We start from the raw sequence: 25907 nt of genomic DNA, 5'->3' as shown, positions 1-25907 counted from the left end.
GGTACGTCGCCCAGTGCCCGCAGGGCCGCCAGGTCGAGGCGCACCGGCAGTACGGCCGGCTCCGCCCCGGACAGCGCGGCGTCGAACAGCGCCAGACCCTGCTCCACCGACAACGGCGGCATACCCGCCCGCGTCATCCGCTCGACGTCGGCGTCGCTGAGCGCCCCGGTCATTCCGCCGTCCTGCGTCCAGGGACCCCAGGCCAGCGAAACGCCGGGCAGGCCCTCGGCCTGGCGGAACCGTGCAAGAGCGTCCAGGAAGGCATTGCCCGCGGCGTAGTTCGCCTGGCCGGGGCTCCCGAACGTGCCTGCCACGGACGAGAAGACGACGAACGCGGAGAGCTTCTTGTGCTCGGTGGCCCGGTGCAGGTTCCAGGCCGCGTCCGCCTTCGGACGCAGGACGGCCGACAGACGCTCCGGGGTCAGCGACCCGATCACACCGTCGTCCAGTACGCCAGCCGTGTGCACCACGGCCGAGACCGGATGCCGCGCCACCAGCTCGGCCACCGCAACCTGGTCCGTTACGTCACAGGACTCCACGGCCACCGCCGCGCCCTGCTCCTTCAGTTCCGCGACAAGTTCCTCGACGCCCTCGGCGGCCGGACCACTGCGGCTGACCAGCAACAGACTCCGCACACCGTGCTCGGCCACCAGGTGGCGCGCCACCGCACGGCCCAGACCACCCGTACCACCGGTGATCAGTACGGTCCCCTCGGAACTCCACACCGCAGGACCGGACTCGACCGGCGCCGGCACCCGGGCCAGCCGGGCCGCCAGCACCTCACCACCCCGGACCAACAACTGCGGCTCGTCCAGAGCGAGCGACCGACGCAGCAGGGCCGACGAGGAGTCCTCGTCGCCATCGACGTCGATGTCGACCAGGCCGAAGCGTCCGGGGTTCTCGGACTGTGCCGAGCGGATCAGGCCCCAGACGGCAGCGCCGACCAGGTCCTCACCTGTCGTCGCGCCTCGCGTCACGAACACCAGACGCGAACCGGCGAACCGCTCTTCGGCCAACCACGACTGCACCAGACCCAGCACCCGCGACGCGGCCGCATGCACCGACTCCACTACGGAATCGGAACCGCAGGTCGCAGCCACCGGCACCAGCACCACACTCGGAACATCTGCTTCCGATTCTGCGAGCGGCAGCAGATCCGTGCTCGTCTCCACCGAAGGCCCGGTGAACACCTCGGCGTCCGCCTCACCGCCCGGAACCTGGACCGCAGCCCAGACGAGTTCGAAGAGCGAGTCGTGGCCGACAGCGTTCAGCTGATCCGCCGCGATCGGTCGGACTGCCAGCGACTCGACCGAGGCGACCGGGGCACCCATGGTGTCCGCCATCGCGATCGAGAGGTCGCCTTCGCCGGTCCGGGACAGACGCACCCGCACCGCGGACGCTCCCGCCGCGTGCAGCGATACACCGCTCCAGGAGAACGGCACCCCGGCCCGGCTGCCCTCGCGCAGACCGATCAGCGCGACCGCGTGCAGGCTCGCGTCGAACAACGCGGGGTGCAGGCCGAATGCCTCGCTGTCGATGCCGTCGGGCAGAGCGACCTCGGCGAACACGTCCTCGCCGACCCGCCATGCCGCCCGCAGCCCCTGGAACGCGGGGCCGTACTCGAGGCCGGCGTCGGCGAACCGCTCGTAGCAGCCGTTCACGTCGACCGGCTCGGCGCCCTGCGGCGGCCAGACCGTGGCGTCGAACGCCGCCGAGGACGAAGCGGTGGACGAAGCAGCGGACGAATCCGTCACGAGGGTGCCGCTGACGTGCAGCGTCCACAGCTGGTCATCGGCGTCGTCCGGGCGGGAGTGCACGGTCACCGCGCGGCGTCCGGTCCCGTCCGGTTCGCCGGCCCACACCTGCAGCTGGACGCCGCCCCGCTCGGGCAGGACCAGCGGCGCGGCCAGGGTCAGTTCCTCCACCGCATCGCAACCGACCTCCGCACCGGCGTGCAGCACGAGCTCCAGCAGCGCCGTGCCGGGCACGAGCACCGAGCCCATCACCACATGGTCGGCGAGCCAGGAGTGCGACTGCACGCCCAGCCGGCCGGTGAACAGGAACCCGTCGGAGCCCGCCAGTTCCACGGCCCCGCTGAGCAGCGGGTGTTCCGCGGACTTCAGTCCGACGGCCTCCGCGCTGCCGCCCATCGTCATCACGGCGGGCCAGAACCTCTGGTGCTGGAAGGCATAGGTCGGCAGATCGACACGGCGGGCTCCGGTACCGGCGAAGAACGCCGGCCAGTCGACACCCGCACCGCAGAGATGCAGTCGCGCCACCGCGTCGACGACCGAGGATTCCTCGGCCCGGCCCTTGCGCAGGACGGGCACGATCACGGCGGCCTCGTCGACCACCGATTCGCGAGCCATGGCCGACAGAACGCCGTCGGGGCCGAGCTCCAGGAACCGTGTCACACCCTCGGCCTGCAGGGTACGGACGCCGTCCGCGAAGCGGACCGCCTCACGGACATGACGCACCCAGTACTCCGCCGAGCACAGCTGCTCGGCAGTGGCCTGCTCGCCGGTGAGGTTGGAGACCACGGGGACGGTCGGAGAGGCGTACGACAGACCCTCCAGAACCGCGCGGAAGTCCTCCAGCATCGGATCCATCAACGGCGAGTGGAACGCGTGCGAAACGCGAAGTCGTGTCGCCTTGCGGCCCTGGCCCTCGAAGTGCGCCCGGATCTCCTCGACCGCACCCTCCGCGCCCGAAACCACGACGGACGACGGGCCGTTGACGGCCGCGATCGACACGGAATCGCTCAGATGCGGCAGGACCTCGTTCTCGGTGGCCTGGAGAGCCACCATCGCGCCGCCGGACGGCAGCGCCTGCATCAGACGCCCACGCGCCGCGACAAGGGCACACGCATCGGCCAGCGAGAACACACCCGCCACATGGGCGGCCGCGACCTCACCGATGGAGTGTCCCGCCACGAAGTCGGGACGGACACCCCAGGACTCCACCAGCCTGAACAGCGCCACCTCGACCGCGAACAGCCCGGCCTGGGCATACACCGTCCGGTTCAGCAGATCGGCATCTTCACCCCAGACCACCTCACGCAACGGACTGTCCATGTGCTCATCAAGCCCCGCACACACCGCATCGAAGGCATCCGCGAACACCGGGAACCGGCCGTACAACTCACGGCCCATCCCCACCCGCTGCGAACCCTGACCCGAGAACAGCAACGCCAGAAGCCCCTCGGAGTCCACTCCAGTGGGCGTCTCGCCCCGCGCCACCGCGCCGAGTCCGGCCACGAGCTCGTCCTTGTCGCTGCCGACGACCACGGCACGGTGCTCGAGCGCCGCCCTGGTCGTCGCCAGCGAGAACGCCACGTCCACCGGCCGGAGAGCGGCGTCGCCGTCCATCCGGGAGAGCAGCCGCTCGGCCTGGGCGCGCAGGGCGTTCCCGTCGTGGGCGGAGAGCAGCCACGGCACGACCGGGGCCGCGCCCTCCGTCTCCTCGGCCGTGGCCGGGGTGACGGCCGGTGCCTGCTCGACCAGCACGTGTGCGTTGGTACCGCTGATACCGAACGACGACACGCCCGCGCGCCGCGGACGGCCGGTGGCGGCCCAGTCCCTGGCCCCGGTCAGGAGCTGTACGGCGCCGGCCGACCAGTCCACCTGGGAGGAGGGTTCGTCGACGTGGAGCGTCGACGGAAGCACGCCATGGCGCATGGCCATGACCATCTTGATGACACCGGCGACGCCGGCCGCTGCCTGCGTGTGACCGATGTTCGACTTCACCGAGCCCAGCCACAGCGGCCGGTCCTCCGGCCGGTCCTGGCCGTACGTCGCCAGCAGCGCCTGCGCCTCGATCGGGTCGCCCAAGGTCGTACCCGTGCCGTGCGCCTCGACGACGTCGATCTGGTCGGCGGAGAGGCGCGCGTTGGCGAGAGCCTGTCGGATCACGCGTCGCTGAGAGGGGCCGTTCGGGGCGGTGAGGCCGTTGCTGGCGCCGTCCTGGTTGACGGCCGAGCCGCGGACGACGGCGAGCACGGGGTGACCGTTGCGTACCGCGTCCGACAGCCTTTCGACGACGAGGAAGCCGGCGCCCTCGGAGAATCCGGTTCCGTCGGCGGCCGAGGCGAAGGACTTGCACCTGCCGTCCGGGGCGAGGGCGCCCTGGCGGCCGAACTCGGCGAACACGCCGGGTGTCGACAGGACCGTGACGCCGCCCGTCACCGCCAGGGAGCAGTCGCCCTGGCGCAGCGCCTGCACCGCGAGGTGCAGTGCGACCAGGGAGGACGAGCAGGCGGTGTCCACCGAGACCGCGGGCCCTTCGAGGCCCAGCTTGTACGCCACCCGGCCGGAGACGACGCTGCCGTTTCCGTCGCTGCCGGGGTAGTCGTGGTACATGACGCCGGCGAAGACGCCCGTCTGCGTGCCCTTCAGGGACGTCGGGTCGATGCCGGCCCGCTCCAGCGCCTCCCAGGACAGTTCGAGCGTCAGCCGCTGCTGGGGGTCCATGGCGAGGGCCTCGCGCGGCGAGATCCCGAAGAAGCCGGGGTCGAAGTCCGCCACGGAGTCGAGGAATCCGCCCGCGTCGGCGTAGTGGTCACCGGGGTGGGCGGCGTTCGGGTCGCGGAGGGGCGAGAGGTCCCAGCCGCGGTCCGCCGGGAAGGCGGAGACCGCGTCCGTACCGGACGTCACCAGCTGCCACAGGTCCTCGGGGCTCGTGACCCCGCCCGGGTAGCGGCAGGCCATGCCCACGATGGCGATCGGCTCGTGCTGGGCGGCGGAGAGCTTCCGGTTGTGCTTCCGCAGCCGGGAGGTCTCCAACCGCGCGGCGCGCAGCGCACTGCCGTCGGAGTCGGAGCCTGCGTCGGTCTCGGCGCCCGGCTCCGTGTCGGCGTCGAGTTCCGTGTCGGCGTCGGGGAAGGGATCCGCGTCGGACGACAGGACCCGGACCTCCGCGAGCTCCAGGAGACTGTCCATCAGCCCCGCGTCGCGCAACCGGTTCGTCGGGATCGTCTGCAGGGCCTGCCGGATCTCGTCCTCGCCCGACACCTGGCGAATGCCGTCGGCCGCCACCGGCGCCAGCTCGGCTTCGATGTGGCCGGTCACAGCAAGGGCGTTGGGGTGGTCGAAGACGAGGGTGGCCGGCAGGCGCAGGCCGGTGATGCGGTTGAGCTGGTTGCGCAGTTCGGTCGCGGCCAGGGAGTCGAAACCGAGCTCCTGGAAGGCCCGTGCCGGTTCGATCGCCTCCGCGGAGGCGTGTCCGAGTACCGCTGCGACCTGCTCACGCACGATGTGCAGCACTGCACGGTGCCGCTCGGCGGGCGTCAGGCCCGCCAGGCGCCGGTCGAGGTCGGCCACCGGCGCGTGTCCGCCGGTGACCGCCGCCGCCCGCCGGACCGCCGGTGCCAGCCCGCGCAGCAGCGCGGGCACTTCGTCGGTACGGGCGCGCAACGCGGCGACGTCCACGCGAATGGGCACGACGGTGGAACGTTCCGAGCGCAGGCCGGCCGTGAACAGCGCCAGCCCGGACTCGTACGAGAGCGCGGGAACGCCCTGCGTCGCCATCCGCTTGCGGTCGATGTCGCTCAGGTACTGGCCGAGGCCGGCGCCGACCTCCCACAGGCCGAAGGCCATGGCCGTGGCCGGGAGCCCCTCGGCGTGCCGGTGGGCCGCCAGGGCGTCGAGGAAGACGTTCGCGGCGGCGTAGTTGCCCTGTCCGGCGGTCAGTACAAGACCACCGGCGGAGGAGAAGAGGACGAAGGCCGCCAGATCCATCCCACGCGTCAGCTCGTGCAGGTACCAGGCCGCATCCGCCTTGGGCGCCAGCACCGCCTCCACCTGCTCGCGCGTCAGAGCACCGACCAGGGCGCTGTCGCCCACTCCGGCCGCGTGCACGACGGCCGTCAGAGGCCGCTCGGCGGTGATGCCGTCGAGGAGAGCGGACAGCGCGTCGCGGTCCGAGACGTCGCACGCGACGATCCGCGTCCGCGCGCCGAGGCCGTCGAGTTCCGCGGCCAGTTCGGGCGCTCCCGGGGCCTCAAGGCCACGGCGGCTCGTCAGCACCAGGTGCCGTACGCCCCGCTCCACGACCAGGTAACGGGCCACCACCGCGCCCAGACCACCGGTACCACCCGTGATCAGAACCGTGCCGTCGACGTCGAGCGTCACATCCGACCCGTCCGGCATCGAACGGACCAGACGCGGGACCAGCACCTCATCGGCACGTATCGCCAGCTCCGGCTCGCCCGTAGCGACCGCGGCCGACAGCAGCGGGTCACCGGGCTCCAGGTCCCGGTCGACGTCCAGCAGGACGAACCGGCCCGGGTTCTCGGCCTGCGCCGCACGGACCAGACCCCACACCGGAGCCTGCACCACATCCAGCGCCGCGCCCCCGGCCGTGGCCACCGCGTCGCGCGTCACCACGACCAGGCGCGACTGGGCGAACCGCTCCTCGGCCAGCCAGCGCCGGATCGCGTCCAGCGCGTGGTGCATCGCCGACCGCACATCGGACGGCACATCGCCCGCCGAGGGCGACGTCGTACCGCCGCAGTCCAGCACCACCGCCTCCGGCACCGGCTCGGTGTCGGCGTTCGCGTCCGCGTCCGTGTCCGCGTCCGTGTCCGTGTCCGTGTCCGCGTCCGCGTCCGTCAGTGCATCCCATGAAGTCCAGGACGCCCCGGCACCCTCTGTCACCGGTACGGCGGACCATTCGATCCCGTACAGCGACTCACCCGAGCCGCCGCCGGTCTCCAGCTGTTCCGCCGACACCGGTCGGCCGACCATCGAACCCACGGACAGCACCGGCCGGCCCGCCACGTCGGCGACGGCCAGCGAAAGCCCGCCACCGCCGGTCCGTGTCAGGCGCACCCGTACCTCGGACGCGCCCACCGCGAACAGCGACACGTCGTTCCACGCGAACGGGATCACCGTCTCGTCCGCGTTCCCGACCAGGATCGCGGCGTGCATGGCGGCGTCGAGGAGAGCCGGGTGCAGACCGAAGCGCGCGGCCTCGTCCTTCGCCGACTCGGGCAACGCCACCTCGGCGAAGAGATCCTCGCCCTGCTTCCACACCGCCCGAAGCCCCTGGAACACCGGCCCGTAGCCGTAACCGCCCTCCAGCATCACCTCATACGCACCCTCGACCGACACCGCCTCCGCACCCACAGGAGGCCATTCGGCCAGGTCGAAGGCCGCGGGAACGGCATCGGGCGTCAGGAAACCGGAAGCGTGGCGCGTCCACGCGTCCTGGTCGTCGACGGCGTCGTCGCGGCGCGAGTACACCGCCACCGGGCGACGGCCCGACTCCGGAGCACCCACCACGACCTGAACCTGAACGCCGCCGTGCTCAGGCAGTACGAGCGCGGCCGCGAGGGTCAGTTCCTCGAGCGCACCGCAACCGACCTCGTCGCCCGCCCGGAGGGCGAGTTCCACCAGGCCGGTGCCCGGCACCAGCACCGCTCCCTGGACCATGTGGTCCGACAGCCACGGGTGCGTCCGCACCGACAGGCGGCCGGTCAGCACCACACCGTCCGTGTCCGGCAGCCGCACGAACGCACCCAGCAACGGATGCGCCACGGTGCCCACGCCGGCCGAGCCCATGTCGCCGGCCGCGGACCCGCTCGTGGCGTTCACCCAGAACGGCTGCCGCTGGAAGGCGTAGGTCGGCAGATCGACATTGCGGGCACCTGTTCCGGCGAAGAAGGCGTGCCAGTCCACGGCCGCTCCGGAAGCGTGCAGGTGACCGATCGCGCCCGTGAGGGTCGCGGCCTCGTCCCTACCCTTGCGCAGCATCGGCACGGCGAGGACGGAGCCCTCGACCGCCGTCTCCTCCGGGCAGTCCCGGACCATTCCGGTGAGCACGGCGTCGGGGCCGAGCTCGACGAACCGGGTGACGCCTTCGGCCTGCAGGGTACGGACGCCGTCCGCGAAGCGGACCGCCTCACGGACGTGGCGGACCCAGTACTCGGCAGAGCACAGCTGCTCGTCGGTGGCCTGCTTGCCGGTGAGGTTGGAGACCACCGGGACGGTCGGAGAGGCGTACGACAGGCCTTCCACGACCGCGCGGAAGTCCTCCAGCATCGGGTCCATCAACGGCGAGTGGAACGCGTGCGAGACACGCAGTCGCGTCGTCTTGCGACCCTGGCCCTCGAAGTGCGCCCGGATCTCCTCGACCGCGCTCTCCGCACCCGAGATCACCACGGACGACGGTCCGTTGGCGGCAGCGATCGAAACATCGTCGTTCAGGTGCGGCAGGACCTCGTCCTCCGACGCCTGCACGGCCACCATCGCGCCGCCCGCAGGCAGCGCCTGCATCAGACGACCACGCGCCGCCACCAACGCACACGCATCCGCCAGCGAGAAGACACCCGCCACATGGGCGGCCGCGACCTCACCGATGGAGTGGCCGGCCACGAAGTCCGGACGGACACCCCACGACTCCACCAGCCTGAACAGCGCCACCTCGACCGCGAACAGCCCGGCCTGGGCATACACCGTCCGGTTCAGCAGCTCCTCGTCCTCACCCCAGACCACCTCACGCAACGGACTGTCCAGGTGCTCATCAAGCCCCGCACACACCGCATCAAACGCCTCGGCGAACACTGGGAACCGGCCGTACAACTCACGGCCCATCCCCACCCGCTGCGAACCCTGACCCGAGAACAAGAACGCCGTCGGATCGCTGCTCCGCGCGGACGCCGTGAAGACCCCCGCGGCGTTCTCGCCCCGGGCGAGTGCCCGCAGCCCGTTCAGCAGCTCGTCGCGGTCCGTGCCGACGACGACCGCGCGGCGTTCCAGAGCGGACCGCGTGGTGGCGAGGGAGTGGGCCATGTCGAGCAGGGTCGGTTCCGGCCGGGACTCCACGAACGACAGCAGGCGGTCGGCCTGGGCCCGCAGGGCCTCGGGGGTCGCTGCGGACACCAGCCAGGGCAGGGTGCCCGGGACGCCGGACGCCGGCTCTGCGGGTGCGGCGGGTACAGCGGGTACGGTCGCGGGCGCGCTCGGCCCCTGCTCGAGGATGACGTGCGCGTTGGTGCCGCTGATGCCGAACGCCGAGACGCTCGCGCGGCGCGGGTGACCGGTCTCGGGCCACTGCCGGGCCTCGGTCAGGAGCTCGACGGCTCCTTCCGTCCAGTCCACGTGGGGCGAGGGTTCGTCCACGTGCAGGGTCCTGGGCAGGAGGCCGTGCTCCATCGCCAGCACCATCTTCATGACGCCGGCGACGCCGGCGGCGGCCTGCGCGTGGCCGATGTTCGACTTCACCGAGCCCAGCCACAGCGGCCGGTCCTCCGGCCGGCCCTGGCCGTACGTCGCCAGCAGCGCCTGCGCCTCGATCGGGTCGCCCAGCGTCGTACCCGTGCCGTGCGCCTCCACCGCGTCGATGTCGGACGCCGCGAGCCCGGAGGCGGTCAGTGCCTGCCGGATCACCCGCTGCTGGGAAGGGCCGTTGGGGGCGGAGAAGCCGTTGCTCGCGCCGTCCTGGTTGACGGCCGTGCCCCGCACCACCGCCAGGACCCGGTGCCCGTTGCGCTGTGCGTCGGAGAGGCGCTCCACGAGGAGCACGCCCACGCCCTCGGACCAGCCGACGCCGTCCGCCGCACCGGCGAACGCCTTGCAGCGGCCGTCCGCGGACAGGCCCCGCTGCCGGCTGAACTCGATGAACATGCCCGGCGTGGACATCACGGTCGCACCGCCGGCCAGCGCCAGCGAGCACTCGCCCGACCGCAGCGCCTGGACCGCGAGGTGCAGGGCCACGAGCGACGAGGAGCACGCCGTGTCGACCGTGACCGCCGGGCCCTCGAAGCCGAACGTGTAGGACACGCGGCCCGAGACGACGCTGCCGCCGCTGGTGCCCGAGGGGGACACGTTCAGTGCGTAGTCGTGGTACATCACACCCGCGAAGACACCGGTCCGGCTGCCCTTGAGCGAGGCCGGGTCGATGCCCGCGCGCTCCATCGCCTCCCAGGAGGCTTCGAGGAGCAGGCGCTGCTGCGGGTCCATGTACTGCGCCTCGCGCGGCGAGATGCCGAAGAAGGCGGGGTCGAAGTCGGCGGCGTCGTGGAGGAAGCTGCCCCGGCGCGTGTAGCTCTTGCCTTCCTTGCCGGGCTCGGGGTCGTAGAGGTCCTCGATGTTCCAACCACGGTTGTCGGGAAGGTCGGTGACGGTGTCCACACCGTCGACCACCAGCCGCCACAGGTCCTCGGGGCTCGTCACCCCGCCCGGGTAGCGGCAGGCCATGCCCACGATGGCGATCGGCTCGTCGTCCGCCGGGCGCTCGGCCGCGCCGACGACGGTGCCGGACACCGCCTCGGTGCTCCGGCCGCCGACCAGGGAATCGATGTGGTCGGTGACGGCGAGGGCGTTGGGGTGGTCGAAGACGAGGGTGGCCGGCAGGCGCAGGCCAGTGATGGTGTTGAGCTGGTTGCGCAGTTCGGTCGCGGAGAGGGAGTCGAAGCCGAGCTCCTGGAAGGCGCGGTCCGGTCCGATCGCGTCGGGCGAGCCGTGGCCGAGCACCGCGGCGACCTGGTTGCGCACGATCTGCAGGATGGCGCGGTGCCGCTCGCCGGCCGTCAGGCCGGAGAGCCGGTCGCCCAGCGTCCCGGCCGTGGCGCCGTTGCCGACGGCGGCGGTACGCCGGACGGTCCGGGGCGCCAGTGCGCGCAGCAGCGCGGGCACTTCGTCGGTACGGGCACGCAACGCGCCGGCGTCCACGCTGATGGGCACGACGGCGGGGCGGTCCGAGCGCAGGCCGGCCGCGAACAGCTGCAGACCTGTCTCGTGCGACAGCACCGGTACGCCCTGGGTCGCCATCCGCTTGCGGTCGACGTCCCTGAGCTGCTGGCCGAGGCCGGCGCCGACCTCCCACAGGCCGAAGGCCATGGCCGTGGCCGGGAGCCCCTCGGCGTGCCGGTGGGCCGCCAGGGCGTCGAGGAAGACGTTCGCGGCGGCGTAGTTGCCCTGTCCGGCGGTCAGTACAAGACCACCGGCGGAGGAGAAGAGGACGAAGGCCGCCAGATCCATCCCACGCGTCAGCTCGTGCAGGTACCAGGCCGCATCCGCCTTGGGCGCCAGCACCGCCTCCATGCGCTCCGGGGTGAGCGCGCCCACCAGGGCGTTGTCACCGATTCCGGCCGCGTGCACGACGGCCGTCAGCGGCCGCTCGGCGGTGATGCCGTCGAGGAGAGCGGACAGCGCGGTCCGGTCGGACACGTCGCAGGCGACGATGCGGGTCTGCGCGCCCAGTCCGTCGAGCTCTGCCGCCAGTTCGGGCGCTCCCGGGGCCTCAAGGCCACGGCGGCTCGTCAGCACCAGGTGCCGTGCGCCGTGCTCCACGACGAGGTAGCGGGCCACGACGGCGCCCAGGCCACCGGTACCACCCGTGATCAGAACCGTGCCGTCGACGTCGAGCGTCACATCCGACCCGGCTGACGTCAGACGCGCCAGGCGCGGTATGAGTATGTCGTCGGCGCGGACGGCCAGTTCCGGCTCGCCGGAGGCGAGTGCGGCGAGCACTGCGGCCGACAGCGGGTCACCGGGCTCCAGGTCCCGGTCCACGTCCAGCAGGACGAACCGGCCCGGATTCTCCGCCTGCGCCGCACGGACCAGACCCCACACCGGAGCCTGCACCACATCGAGCGCGGCACCTTCGGCGGTGGCCATCGCATTGCGCGTCACCACGACCAGGCGCGACTGGGCGAACCGCTCCTCCGTCAGCCAGAGCTGAACGACATCCAGCACCCGCTGGGTCACCGTCCGGATGCCGGCGGGCACATCGTCGTCCGCCGAGGGCGACGTCGCGCCGCCGCAGTCCAGCACCACAACGGGCGGCACCGCATCCGCGTCATCCGTCACCGTGTCCCAGTGCGCCCAGGACGCGTCGGTTCCGTCGACGCCGGTCGCGGCCGGAGCCACCGTCCACTCGATCCCGTACAGCGGCCGGCCCGAACGGGACCCGGCGTCCAGCTGCTCCGCCGACACCGGGCGCCCGGCCACCGACCCCACGGACAGCACCGGCCGGCCGGCCGCGTCGGCGACCGCCAGTGCCAGGCTGCCGTCACCGGTCCGCGTCAGGCGCACCCGCACCTCGGACGCGCCGACCGCGAAGAGCGACACGTCGTTCCACGCGAACGGGATCATCGTCTCGTCGCCCGTGCCCACCAGGATCGCGGCGTGCATGGCGGCGTCGAGGAGAGCCGGGTGCAGACCGAAGCGCGCGGCCTCGTCCTTCGCCGACTCGGGCAACGCCACCTCGGCGAAGAGATCCTCGCCCTGCTTCCACACCGCCCGAAGCCCCTGGAACACCGGCCCGTAGCCGTAACCGCCCTCCAGCATCACCTCATACGCACCCTCGACCGACACCGCCTCCGCACCCACAGGAGGCCACTCCGCCGCGTCGAACTGCGGGGCGGCGGCACCGGTGGCCAGGAAACCGGCGGCGTGCCGGAGCCAGGGTTCCTGGCCCTGGCCCTCCGGCCGGGAGTGCACGCTCAGGGCGCGACGCCCGTCCTCGTCCGGGACGCCCACGCGCACCTGCACCTGGACGCCGCCCTGCTCGGGCAGGACCAGCGGCGCGGCGAGCGTCAGCTCCTCGACGACGTCACAGCCGACCTCGTCACCGGCGCGGACGGCCAGCTCCAGCAGACCCGTCCCGGGGACGAGCACGGAACCCTTGACGACGTGGTCGGCGAGCCACGGGTGGGACTCCACGGACAACCGTCCCGTGAAGAGGAACCCATCGGCACCGGCCAGTTCCACGGCCGCGCCCAGCATCGGGTGCTCAGCCGACCCCAGACCCGCGAACCGGACATCCCCGGCACGTACCAGCGCACCCGTCGGCCAGAACCGCTCGCGCTGGAAGGCGTACGTCGGCAGGTCGGCCCGCCGGGCACCTGTGCCGGCGAAGACGGCGGACCAGTCGGCCCGCGCACCGTGGACGTAGAGCTGCGCCACGGCCGCGAGCGCCGTCGTCTCCTCGGCACGGTTCTTGCGGAGTACGGGGACGAGCACGGCGGCCTCGTCGGTCACCGACTCCTGGGCCACGGCCGACAGAACGCCGTCCGGACCGAGCTCCAGGAAGCGGGTGACGCCTTCGGCCTGCAGGGTACGGACGCCGTCGGCGAAGCGGACGGCCTCACGGACGTGGCGGACCCAGTACTCGGCCGAGCACAGCTGCTCGCCGGTGGCTTGCTCACCGGTGAGGTTGGAGACAACGGGGACTGTCGGGGACTGGAAGGTCAGGCCTTCCACGACCTCGCGGAAGGCCTCCAGCATCGGGTCCATCAACGGCGAGTGGAACGCATGTGAGACGCGCAGTCGCGTCGTCTTGCGGCCCTGCGCCTCGAAGTGCGCCCGGACCGTCTCGACCGCGTTCTCCACACCCGAAACAACCACGGACGACGGTCCGTTGACGGCAGCGATCGAAACATCGTCGTTCAGGTGCGGCTGGACCTCGTCCTCGGTGGCCTGGAGGGCCACCATCGCGCCGCCCGCAGGCAGCGCCTGCATCAGACGGCCCCGGGCACTGACCAACGCACACGCATCCGCCAGCGAGAACACACCTGCCACATGGGCGGCCGCGACCTCACCGATGGAGTGTCCCGCCACGAAGTCCGGACGGACACCCCACGACTCCACCAGCCTGAACAGCGCCACCTCGACCGCGAACAGCCCGGCCTGGGCATACACCGTCCGGTTCAGCAGATCAGCATCCTCGCCCCAGACCACCTCACGCAACGGACGGTCCAGATGCTCATCAAGCCCCGCACACACCGCATCGAAGGCACCCGCGAACACCGGGAACCGGCCGTACAACTCACGGCCCATCCCCACCCGCTGCGAACCCTGACCCGAGAACAAGAACGCCGAACGACCCGCACGCACCGAGCCTTCCACCACACCGGCATCCGCCTCGCCCGCTGCCAGCGCGGACAGGACCCGCAGCGCATCGTCCACATCGGCGGCCAGGAGGACCGCGCGATGGGCGAAGGCGGACCGGTTCGTCACAAGGGAGAAGCCGATGTCCGCAAGGGCGTCGTCTGTCCGGCCCTGAACGTGCTCCAGGAGGCGGGCAGCCTGCGCCCGCAGAGCGGCTTCGGTCTTGCCCGAGAGCACCCACGGCACCACACCGGGCTCGACCACGGGCTCGTTCTCCGGAGCGGCCGGCGCCTCGACGGGCTCGGGCTGTTCCAGGATCACGTGTGCGTTCGTGCCGCTGATGCCGAAGGAGGAGACGGCCGCGCGACGCGGACCGTCGCCTTCGGGCCAGGCCAGCTCGTCGGCAAGGAGCTCGACCGCGCCGGCGCTCCAGTCCACGTGCGAGGACGGAGCGTCCACATGCAGCGTCTTCGGCAGCACACCGTGCCGCATCGCCATGACCATCTTGATCACACCGGCCACACCGGCCGCAGCCTGCGTGTGACCAATGTTGGACTTGATCGAACCGAGCCGCAGCGGCCGGTCCTCGGGCCGGTTCTGCCCGTACGTCGCCAGGAGCGCCTGGGCCTCGATCGGGTCACCCAGCGTCGTACCCGTACCGTGCGCCTCCACCACATCGACATCCGCAGCAGACAACCCACCACTGGCCAACGCCTGGCGAATCACCCGCTGCTGCGACGGCCCATTAGGCGCCGTCAAACCATTCGACGCACCATCCTGGTTGACCGCCGAGCCACGCACCACAGCCAGCACACGGTGGCCGTTGCGCCGCGCGTCCGACAGCCGCTCGAGTACGACCATGCCGACGCCCTCGGACCAGCCCACGCCGTCCGCAGCGTCGGAGAACGACCGGCACCGGCCGTCCGCCGACAATCCGCCCTGGCGGGAGAACTCGATGAACGTCATCGGCGTCGACATCACTGTCACGCCACCGGCCACCGCCAGCGAGCACTCGCCCGACCGCAGCGCCTGCGCCGCCAGGTGCAGACCCACGAGGGACGACGAGCAGGCCGTGTCGACCGTGACGGCCGGGCCCTCGAAGCCGAACGTGTACGACACGCGGCCCGAGGCCACACTGCCCGCGCTACCGCTGCCCTGATAGCCCTCGAACTCGGGACCCGACAGCAGATTCGCGTAGTCGTTGTACATCACACCCGCGAAGACACCCGTCTGACTGCCCCGCAACGACACCGGGTCGATACCGGCCCGCTCCAACGCCTCCCAGGTCGTCTCCAGCAACAGACGCTGCTGCGAATCCGTCGCCAGCGCCTCCCGAGGACTCATCCCGAAGAAGTCCGGGTCGAACTCCCCCGCCTCGTACAGGAATCCACCGGACCGCGTGTACGACGTGCCGGGCACCTCGCGGTCGGAGTTGTACAGCCCTTCCACGTCCCAGCCGCGGTCTGCCGGAAAGTCGCCGACGGCGTCGACGCCCTCGGACACCAGGCGCCACAGGTCCTCGGGGGAAGACACCCCACCCGGGTAGCGGCAGCTCATGCCCACGATCACCACCGGATCGTCGGCAACCGGCGGCAGCACCCGCACCGGCACCAGCGCCTCCGCGGACTCGCCGCCGAACAGCTCATCCAGCAGGAAGCCCACCAGCGCGTCTGCCGTGGGGTAGTCGAACACGGCGGTCGCGGGCAGCCGCAGCCCGGTCACCGTACCGAGGCGGTTGCGCAGTTCGACCGCCGTCAGGGAGTCGAAGCCCAGGTCCTGGAAGGCCCGCGTCGGATCCACCGTCTCCGAACCCGCGTGCCCCAGCACCACCGCGATCTGCCCACGCACCAGGTCGAGCAGCGCCTCACGCCGCTCCGCCACCGCAAGCCCCGCCAACCGCTGCACGAGACCGGCCGTGGCCGCCGAACCGGCAACCGCCGCCCGTCGTGCACGCGTCCGGATCAGCCCGCGCAGCAGAGCGGGGATCTCGCCCTGGGACTTGAAGGCCGCCAGGTCGAGGCGCACGGGCAGTACGGCCGGCTCCACGCCGGACAGCGCGGCGTCGAACAGCGCCAGGCCCTGCTCCACGGACAACGGCGGCATGCCGGCCCGGTTGATCCGCTGGATGTCGGCTTCGGAGAGGGATCCGGTCATTCCGCTGTCCTGGGCCCAGGGGCCCCAGGCCAGCGACACGCCGGGCAGGCCCTCCGTGCGGCGGAACCGTGCGAGAGCGTCCAGGAAGGCGTTGCCGGCAGCGTAATTGCCCTGGCCCGCGCTGCCGAAGGTGCCCGCTACGGACGAGAAGACGACGAACGCGGACAGGTCAAGGTCCTTGGTGACCTCGTGCAGGTTCCAGGCCGCGTCCACCTTCGGGCGCAGGACGGCCGACAGGCGCTCCGGGGTGAGGGAGCCGATCACGCCGTCGTCCAGTACGCCGGCGGTGTGCACCACGGCCGAGACCGGATGCCGCGCCACCAGCTCGGCCAGCGCGTCCCGGTCCGAGACGTCGCATGCGGCGACGGTCGCGTCGGCGCCCTGGGCGGCCAGTTCGGCGACGAGTTCCTCGGCGCCCTCGGCGGCCGTTCCACTGCGGCTGACCAGCAGCAGGTTCCGCACGCCGTGCTCGGCCACCAGGTGCCGGGCCACCGCACGGCCCAGGCCGCCCGTGCCACCGGTGATCAGAACCGTGCCGTCCGCGCCCCACACCGCAGGACCGGACTCGACCGGGGCCTCCGGCGCCGGCACCCGGGCCAGCCGGGCCGCCAGCACCTCGCCACCCCGGACCAGCAACTGCGGCTCGTCCAGAGCGAGCGACTGGCGCAGCAGGGCCGACGAGGAGTCCTCGTCGCCGCCCAGGTCCACCAGGCCGAAGCGGCCCGGGTTCTCCAGCTGCGCCGACCGCACCAGGCCCCACACGGCAGCACCGGCGAGATCGTCACCCGTCGTCGCGCCCCGCGTCACGAACACCAGACGCGAGCCGGCGAAGCGCTCCTCGGCCAACCACGACTGCACCAGACCCAGCGCCCGCGACGCGGCCGCATGCACCGACTCCACCACGGCACCGGATCCGTCGCTCAATGCCACCGGTACCAGCACGACATCCGGCGCATCCACTTCCGCTTCTGCAAGCAGCAGAAGGTCCGCGCTCGTCTCCACCGAAGGCCCGGTGAACGCCTCGGCGTCCGCCTCGTCGCCCGGAACCTGGACCGCAGCCCAGACGAGTTCGAAGAGCGAGTCGTGGCCGACGGCGTTCAGCTGGTCGGCGGAGATCGTACGAACGACCAGCGACTCGACCGAGGCGACCGGCGCACCCGTCGTGTCAGCGATCGCGATCGACACCGCGCCGTCTCCGGTCCGCGACATGCGCACCCGTATCGCGGAAGCACCTGCCGCATGCAGGCTGACCCCACTCCAGGAGAACGGGACGCCACCCGGCTCGTCGCCGCCGCCGAAGGCGGAGGCGTGCAGGCCGGCGTCGAAGAGCGCCGGGTGGAGTCCGAAGGCTCCGCCGTCCACGCCGTCGGGCAGGCCAACCTCGGCGAATACGTCCTCGCCGAGGCGCCATGCCGCCCGCAGGCCCTGGAACACCGGGCCGTACTCGAACCCGGCGTCCGCGAACCGCTCGTAGCAGCCGGACACGTCGACCGGCTCGGCGCCCTCCGGCGGCCACACGGCCGCGTCGAACGCCACCGCCATCGCTTCGGCTGCCAGGGTTCCCTGCGCGTGCAGGGTCCAGAGCTGCTCTTGAGCGCCATCGCGACGGGAGTGGATGGTGAGAGCGCGGCGACCTGCGTCGTCCGGCTCACCGACCCACACCTGCACCTGGACACCGCCCTGCTCCGGCAGGACCAGCGGCGCGGCAAGCGTCAACTCCTCCACCGCACCGCAACCAGTCTCGTCACCCGCACGGATCGCCAGCTCCAACAGCGCCGTACCGGGCACGAGAACCGAACCCATGACGACGTGATCAGCCAGCCAAGGGTGCGACTGCACCGAAAGACGCCCCGTGAAGAGGAAACCGTCCGTATTGACCAGCTCCACCGCCGCACCCAGCATCGGATGCTCCGCCGAACCCAGACCAGCGAACCGCACATCCCCGGCACGCATCAGCGAACCCGTCGGCCAGAACCGCTCGTGCTGGAAGGCGTACGTCGGCAGATCCACGTGCCTTGCACCGGTTCCGGCGAAGACAGCGGCCCAGTCGACCTTCGCCCCCTGAACGTGCAGCTGGGCCATCGCGCCGAGCACCGTGACCTCTTCGGCCCGGTCCTTGCGCAGTACGGGCACGAGCACGGCGGCCTCGTCGGCCACCGACTCCCGCGCCATGGCCGACAGCACACCATCCGGCCCCAGCTCCAGGAACCGCGTCACGCCCTCGGCCTGCAGCGCCCGTACACCGTCCGCGAAACGCACCGCCTCACGGACGTGCCGCACCCAGTAGTCAGCGGAGCACAGCTGCTCGTCCGAAGCCGGCTCACCCGTCAGGTTCGAGACCACCGGAATGACCTGCGAACCGAAGGTCAGACCCGCCACGACCTCGCGGAAGTCCTCCAGCATCGGATCCATCAACGGCGAGTGGAACGCATGCGAAACACGAAGTCGCGTCGTCTTACAACCCTGACCCTCGAAGTGCGCCCGGACCGCCTCGACCGCGCTCTCCGCACCCGAGATCACCACGGACGACGGTCCGTTGACGGCAGCGATCGAAACATCGTCGTTCAGGTGCGGCAGGACCTCGTCCTCCGCCGCCTGCACGGCCACCATCGCGCCGCCCGCAGGCAACGCCTGCATCAGACGACCACGAGCCGCCACCAACGCACACGCATCAGCAAGCGAGAACACACCCGCCACATGAGCGGCCGCCACCTCACCGATGGAATGACCGGCCACATACTCCGGCCGCACACCCCACGACTCCACCAGACGGAACAGCGCCACCTCGACCGCGAACAACCCGGCCTGCGCATACACCGTCTGATTCAGGAGATCGACATCTTCACCCCAGACGACAGCCGAGACCGGCTGCTCCAGGTGCTCATCCAGTCCCGCACACACCGCATCGAACGCCTCGGCAAACACCGGGAACCGGCCGTACAACTCACGACCCATCCCCACCCGCTGCGAACCCTGACCCGAGAACAGGAACGCCGACCGGCCCGCACGCACCGCACCCTCGACCACACCCGCGTCCGGCTCACCGACCAGCAGCGCGGAGAGGGACCGCACGATGCCGTCCCAGTCCGCGGCCAGCACCACCGCGCGGTGCGGGAAGCTCGACCGTTCCGTCGCCAGGGAGTAGCCGATGCTCGCGGCCGGCAGTTCGGACTGGCCCTCGACGTGGTTGAGCAGACGGGCGGCCTGGGCGCGCAGAGCGGCCTCGGTCTTGCCCGAGAGCACCCACGGCACCACACCGGGCGCCACCGTGGGCCCGTCCTGCGGAGCGGCCGGCGCCTCGACGGGCTCGGGCTGCTCGAGGATCACGTGCGCGTTCGTCCCGCTGATGCCGAAGGACGAGACGCCTGCCCGCAGTCGGCGGTCCGTCGCCGTCCATTCGACCGGCTCGGTCAGCAGCTCGACGTCTCCGGCCGACCAGTCCACGTGCGAGGACGGAGCGTCCACGTGCAGCGTCTTCGGCAGCACACCGTGCCGCATCGCCATGACCATCTTGATCACACCCGCGACACCAGCCGCAGCCTGCGTATGACCAAGGTTCGACTTCACCGAACCCAGCCACAACGGCCGCTCCTCCGGCCGCTCCCGGCCGTACGTCGCCAGCAGCGCCTGCGCCTCGATCGGGTCACCCAACGTCGTACCCGTACCGTGCGCCTCCACCACATCGACATCCGCAGCAGACAACCCACCACTGGCCAACGCCTGGCGAATCACCCGCTGCTGCGACGGCCCATTAGGCGCCGTCAAACCATTCGACGCACCATCCTGGTTGACCGCAGAACCACGCACCACAGCCAGCACACGGTGACCATTACGCCGCGCGTCCGACAACCGCTCCAGCACCAGCACACCGACACCCTCGGACCACCCGACACCGTCCGCCGCGTCGGCGAACGACCGGCATCGGCCGTCTTCCGACAGACCGCCCTGGCGGGAGAACTCGACGAAGGTGGTGGGCGTCGACATCACGGTCACGCCACCGGCGACCGCCAGCGAGCACTCGCCCGACCGCAGCGCCTGTGCCGCCCAGTGCAGCGCGACCAGGGACGACGAGCAGGCGGTGTCGACCGTGACGGCCGGGCCCTCGAAGCCGAAGGTGTACGACACGCGGCCGGAGGCGATGCTGGGGGCGCTGCCATTGCCCCGGAAGCCCTCGAACTGGTCGCCGACCAGCATGTTGCCGTAGTCGTTGTACATCACGCCCGCGAAGACGCCCGTCTGGCTGCCCCGCAAGGACACCGGGTCGATGCCGGACCTCTCCAGGGCCTCCCAGGTCGTCTCCAGCAGCAGGCGCTGCTGTGAGTCCGTCGCCAGCGCCTCGCGAGGGCTCATCCCGAAGAAGTCGGGGTCGAACTCCCCTGCTTCGTACAGGAATCCACCGGACCGTGTGTACGACGTGCCGGGCACCTCGCGGTCGGCGTTGTACAGGCCCTCCACGTCCCACCCGCGGTCGGTCGGGAAGCCGCCCACCGCGTCCAGGCCCTCGGACACCAGCCGCCACAGATCTTCGGGCGAGGACACACCGCCCGGGTAGCGGCAGCTCATGCCCACGATCACCACCGGATCGTCGGCCACCGGCGGCAGCACCCGCACCGGCACCATGGCCTCTGCCGATTCGCTGCCGAACAGCTCGTCCAGCAGGTGGCCCACCAGCACGTCCGCCGTCGGGTAGTCGAACACCGCGGTGGCCGGCAGGCGCAGGCCCGTCGCCTTGTTCAGGCGGTTGCGCAGCTCGACCGCCGTCAGGGAGTCGAAGCCCAGGTCCTGGAAGGCCCGCGTCGGATCCACCGTCTCCGAACCCGCGTGTCCCAGGACCACGGCGATCTGTCCACGCACCAGGTCGAGCAGCACCTCGCGCCGCTCGGCCACCGCGAGCCCGGTCAGCCGCTGGACGAGTCCGGCGGAGACGGCGCCCGTGCCGGCCGTGACGGACCGGCGCACGCGCGTCCGGATCAGTCCGCGCAGCAGGGCGGGGATGTCGCCCTGTGCCCGCAGCGCCGCGAGGTCGAAGCGTACGGGGAGCACGACTGCCTCGTCGGCGGTGATCGCGGCGTCGAAGAGCGCCACGCCCTCGGCGGGCGACAGCTCCGGCATGCCCGAGCGGGCGATCCGCTGGATGTCGACGTCGGACAGGGTGCCGGTCATGCCTCCGTCCTGGGTCCACGGGCCCCAGGCCTGCGAGACGCCGGGCAGCCCCTGCGCGCGGCGGTGCTGGGCCAGGGCGTCCAGGAAGGTGTTTCCGGCAGCGTAGTTGCCCTGCCCAGGGCCGCCGAAGATGCCGGAGACGGACGAGAAGAGCACGAACGCGGACAGGTCGAGGTCCTTGGTGGCCTCGTGCAGGTTCCAGGCCGCGTCCACCTTCGGGCGCAGGACGGTGGCCAGCCGCTCGGGCGTGAGGGCTTCGACGACCCCGTCGTCGATCACGCCGGCGGTGTGCACCACGGCCGAGACCGGATGCCGCGCCACGAGCTCGGCCACGGCGTCCCGGTCCGTGACGTCACAGGACTCCACGGCCACGTCGGCGCCCTGCCGCGTCAGTTCCGCGATCAGTTCCTCGGCGCCCTCCGCGGCGGTGCCCCGGCGGCTGACCAGCAGCAGGCTCCGCACGCCGTGCTCGGCCACCAGGTGCCGGGCCACCGCACGGCCCAGGCCGCCCGTGCCACCGGTGATCAGTACGGTCCCCTCGGAACTCCACACGGCAGGACCGGACTCGACCGGCGCCGGCACCCGGGCCAGCCGGGCCGCCAGCACCTCACCACCCCGGACCAGCAACTGCGGCTCGTCCAGAGCGAGCGCCTCCCGCAGGGCCTGCGCGGCGTCCTCTCCGCCGTCGAGGTCCACCAGGCCGAAGCGTCCCGGGTTCTCGGACCGGGCCGACCGCACCAGGCCCCACACGGCGGCACCGACGAGGTCGTCACCGGTCGTCGCGCCCCGCGTCACGAACACCAGACGCGAACCGGCGAAGCGCTCCTCGGCCAACCACGACTGCACCAGACCCAGCACCCGCGACACAGCCGCATGCACCGACTCCACCACCGCGCCGTAGCCGCCGCTCGCGGCCACCGGCACCAGCACCACACCCGGAACATCTACTTCCGAATTTGCCGCCAGCGCGGCCAGGTCCTCGTGGACATCCGCCGACAGCCCCGCCAGGACCTCTTCGGCACCGGACCCGACAACTGCCACGGCCAGGGGCTCGGCCTCCACGGCCGGAGCCGGCAGGGGGACCCAGTCCACCCGGAACAGGGAGTCACGGCCGATCCCGTTCGCACCGGCCGGGCGGTCCCCGGCGGCGACGGCCCGCAGCGTCAGCGTCTCGACCGAGGCGACCGGCCCGCCGTCCGTGTCGGCGATCGCCACGGACACGGACTCGTCCCCGGTCCGGGCGACCCGGACGCGTACCGCCGAGGCGCCGGAGGCGTGCAGGGAGACGCCTTCCCAGGAGAACGGCACCACACCGCGCGGCATGCCGTTGAAGGCGGTGACGTGCAGGGCGGCGTCCAGCAGCGCCGGGTGGAGCCCGAACGCCCCCGCCCCGGCCTCACCCTCGGCGGCCTCGGGCAGCACGACCTCCGCGAACACCTCGTCGCCGCGGCGCCACGCGGTCCGCATGCCCTGGAACAGCGGCCCGTAGGCGAAGCCGCCCTCGGCCATGCCCTCGTAGAGGCCCGTCAGGTCCACCGGCTCGGCCCCGGCGGGCGGCCACACGCCGTCGCCGCCGAGGGGGGTGAAGTCGGCCGTGTGCTCCCCCACGGCCAGCACGCCGGTCGCGTGGCGCGCCCAGGGCTGTTCGCCGGCGCCTTCGATCCGGGAACGGACGCTGAAGGAGCGACTGCCGGATTCGTCGGGCGCACCGACGCGCAACTGCAGCTGCACTCCGCCCTGTTCGGGCAGCACGAGCGGCGCGGCCAGAGCGAGGTCGTCGATCCGGTCGCAGCCGACCTCGTCGCCGGCGCGGATCGCCAGCTCGACGAACGCCGTGCCCGGCAGCAGCGCCGAGCCCATCACGACGTGGTCGGCGAGCCAGGGGTGGGACTGCAGGGAGAGCCGGGTCGTGAACAACAGACCGTCGTCGTCGGAGAGCTCCACCGAGGCGCTCAGCAGCGGATGCCCGGTGGACTCCAGGCCCGCCGCGCCGACGTCGCCGCTCGCGGAGAGGGCGGCCGGCTTCGGCCAGTACCACTCGTGCTGGAAGGCGTACGTCGGCAGGTCGACGTGCCGGGCGCCGGTTCCCTCGTAGAGGGCGGCCCACTCGACGTCGGCGCCCTGCACGGACAGCTGGGCCAGGGCCGCGAGGAGAGTCTGCTCCTCGGCCCTGCCCTTGCGCAGTACGGGCACGAGCACGGCGGCCTCGTCGGCCACCGACTCCCGCGCCATGGCCGACAGCACACCGTCCGGCCCCAGCTCCAGGAACCGCGTCACGCCCTCGGCCTGCAGCGCCCCTACACCGTCCGCGAAGCGCACCGCCTCGCGGACGTGCCGCACCCAGTAGTCAGCGGAGCACAGCTGCTCGTCCGAAGCCGGCTCACCCGTCAGGTTCGAGACCACCGGAATGACCTGCGAACCGAAGGTCAGACCCGCCACGACCTCGCGGAAGTCCTCCAGCATCGGATCCATCAACGGCGAGTGGAACGCATGCGAAACACGAAGTCGCGTCGTCTTACGACCCTGACCCTCGAAGTGCGCCCGGACCGCCTCGACCGCGCTCTCCGCACCCGAAACAACCACGGACGACGGTCCGTTGACGGCAGCGATCGAAACATCGTCGTTCAGGTGCGGCAGGACCTCGTCCTCCGACGCCTGCACGGCCACCATCGCGCCGCCCGCAGGCAGCGCCTGCATCAGACGACCACGAGCCGCCACCAACGCACACGCATCAGCAAGCGAGAACACACCCGCCACATGAGCGGCCGCCACCTCACCGATGGAATGACCGGCCACATACTCCGGCCGCACACCCCACGACTCCACCAGACGGAACAGCGCCACCTCCACCGCGAACAACCCGGCCTGCGCATACACCGTCCGGTTCAGCAGATCGGCGTCTTCACCCCAGACCACTTCCCGAAGCGGACGCTCCAGGTGCTCGTCCAACCCCGCACACACCGCGTCGAAGGCATCCGCGAACACCGGGAACCGGCCGTACAACTCACGCCCCATCCCCAACCGCTGCGAACCCTGACCCGAGAACAGGAACGCCGAACGACCCGGACGCACCGCACCCTCGACCACGCCCGCATCCGCATCCGCCTCACCGGCGGACAGGGCCGTCAGGGCCCGCGTCACGGCGTCCCGGTCGGCGGCCAGCACCACAGCACGGTGGGGGAAGACCGCCCGGCTCGTGGCCAGCGAGAAGCCGAGGTCGGCGAGAGAGACGTCGGTCCGGTCCTCAACATGCCCCAGCAGGCGCGCGGCCTGTGCGCGCAGTGCCGCTTCGGTCTTGCCGGACAGCACCCACGGCACCACACCGGACGCCACCGTGGGCCCGTCCTGCAGGGCAACCGGCACCTCGACAGGTTCCGCCTGTTCGAGCACCACGTGTGCGTTCGTGCCGCTGATGCCGAACGCCGACACCGCCGAGCGGCGCGCCCGGCCCGTCTCGGGCCACTCGATCCGCTCGGTCAGCAGCTCGACCGCGCCCGCGCTCCAGTCCACGTGCGAGGAGGGGGCGTCCACGTGCAGCGTCTTCGGCAGCACGCCGTGCCGCATCGCCATGACCATCTTGATCACACCGGCGACGCCGGCGGCGGCCTGGGCGTGGCCGAGGTTCGACTTGATGCCGCCCAGCCACAGCGGCCGGTCCCCGGGCCGGTCCTGGCCGTACGTCGCCAGCAGCGCCTGCGCCTCGATGGGGTCGCCGAGCGTCGTCCCCGTGCCGTGCGCCTCCACCGCGTCGACCTGGTCGGGGGACAGCTGGGCGTTGGCCAGGGCGGCGCGGATGACGCGCTGCTGGGAGGGGCCGTTGGGGGCGGTGAGGCGGCTGCTGGCGCCGTCCTGGTTGACGGCCGTGCCGCGCACGACGGCCAGCACCTGGTGGCCGTTGCGGCGGGCGTCCGAGAGCCGTTCGACGAGCAGGACGCCGACGCCTTCGGCCCAGGAGGTGCCGTCGGCCGCTTCGGCGAACGGCTTGCACCGGCCGTCGGCGGCGAGGCCGCGCTGCCGCGAGAACTCGGTGAAGAGGCTGGTCGTCGGCATGACGGCGACGCCGCCGGCCAGCGCCATCGAGCATTCGCCCGAGCGCAGGGCGCGCACGGCCAGGTGCAGCGCCACCAGGGACGAGGAGCATGCCGTGTCGATGGTGACGGCCGGCCCCTCCAGGCCGAGGGTGTAGGCGATGCGTCCGGACAGCACGCTGGTCGCGCCCCCGGTGAGCAGGTGCCCCTCGGTCTCCTCGCTCTGCCGGGCGAGGGAGCCGTAGTTGGTGTCGGCGCCTCCGACGAAGACGCCGGTGCCGGTGCCGCGCAGCGAGGCGGGGTTGATGCGGGCGCGTTCGATGGCTTCCCACGCCGATTCCAGCAGCAGGCGCTGCTGGGGGTCCATGGCCAGGGCCTCGCGCGGGGCTATGCCGAAGAGGTCGGCGTCGAAGTGGCCGACGCCGGCGAGGAATCCGCCGCTGCGGACATAGCTCTTGCCCGGCTTGCCCGGTTCGGGGTCGTAGAGCGCCTCGACGTCCCAGCCGCGGTCGCCGGGCAGGTCGCCGACGGCGTCGGTGCCGTCGGCGACGAGCCGCCACAGGTCCTCGGGCGAGGCGATGCCGCCGGGGAAGCGGCAGGCCATGCCGACGATGGCGATCGGCTCGTTGTCCCTGGCCTCGACCGACTCCAGTCGCTGCTTGGTGCGCCGCAGGTCGGCGGTGACCAGCTTGAGGTAGTCGCGGAGCTTGTCTTCGTTACCGCTAGCCAT

1 protein-coding gene (running past one end of the window) is annotated in these 25907 nt (G+C 71.9%); it reads right to left on the bottom strand.

The window, feature by feature from the left end; genetic code table 11:
* Window positions 1-25907, bottom strand: the 5' portion of a protein-coding gene (locus ACIGXW_RS02320) for an SDR family NAD(P)-dependent oxidoreductase (protein WP_399568963.1). Its footprint begins 5830 nt before the window's first position; 25907 of the gene's 31737 nt are visible here — the first part of the coding sequence; it begins with the start codon at window positions 25905-25907; its stop codon lies beyond the left edge, outside the window.

This window comes from Streptomyces sp. NPDC053079 (assembly GCF_044546695.1).
Lineage (GTDB): Bacteria > Actinomycetota > Actinomycetes > Streptomycetales > Streptomycetaceae > Streptomyces.
The sequence above is the reverse complement of the archived record's forward strand: the minus strand, read 5'-3'. Positions and strand labels throughout refer to the sequence as shown.